The 857-nt window shown below is 52.9% G+C and carries 1 protein-coding gene; it reads right to left on the reverse strand.

All coding sequences use genetic code 11. The features are described from left to right. A partial coding sequence (locus M516_RS22735) for a condensation domain-containing protein (RefSeq protein ID WP_238550914.1) occupies positions 1 to 692 on the reverse strand: 692 nt, incomplete at its 3' end. Positions 693 to 857: the final 165 nt, after the last annotated feature.

Here is an 857-nt window from a genome sequence, read left to right on the forward strand (position 1 = left end):
CCGCATGTATATGCCTTGTACAGTTCGGTCAGTTCCTTCATGAGGATGCCGAGCGACCAGCCGTCCGATACAATGTGGTGCATATTGAAGAGAAGCACACTCTCCCCTTCATGTCGGCGGAGTAGTCTAAAGCGAACGAGCGGGCCTTGGGTCAGGTCAAATACATGGCTCGCCTCTTCCTCAGCCAGACGATCCACTGTTTTCTCGAATGGTTCCGGAATATCCGTAATCTCAAGTGGCGTCCAGGATGGATCGACGACTTTCTGCACCGGCACCCCTTCGACTTCTTCAAACGTCGTGCGCAAAATGTTGTGACGTTCAAGAATGACGTTCAAGCTACTCTCAAGCGCTTGGAGATTGAGCTTTCCTTTCAGCCTAATCATACAAGGAATGTTGTATATCGAGCCGTCCGGCAGCAGTTGATTCAATATCCACAACCGCTGTTGGGAGAAAGAAAGTGAGATTTCTTTCACGTTTGCGTAGGACCGTGACACGACAGACTCGAGAACAGCGGGTTCTTCGTCGGCGTTTTGGAGCTCCTCCGCGAGACCGGCGACCGTCGGTGATTCGAACAAAGTCCGAAGACTAACCGATATGCCAAGAGAGTTGCTCAGTCGGGAGACGACTTGAGTCGCCAGGAGTGAGTGCCCGCCGAGTTCGAAGAAATTGTCGTGGATCCCCACTTCTTCCACGTTTAGGACCCTCGCAAAGACCTCGGCTACCAGTCCTTCTAGCGGAGTACGCGGCCTGATTCTATCGTCTGCCTTCATGAGAGCAAGGTCCGGTGCAGGAAGTGCCTTGCGATCCACTTTGCCGTTTGGTGTGAGCGGCAGGGATTCCAGAAGCACGAAGATAGA

Source organism: Brevibacillus thermoruber 423 (genome assembly GCF_000454065.1).
Lineage (GTDB): Bacteria > Bacillota > Bacilli > Brevibacillales > Brevibacillaceae > Brevibacillus > Brevibacillus thermoruber.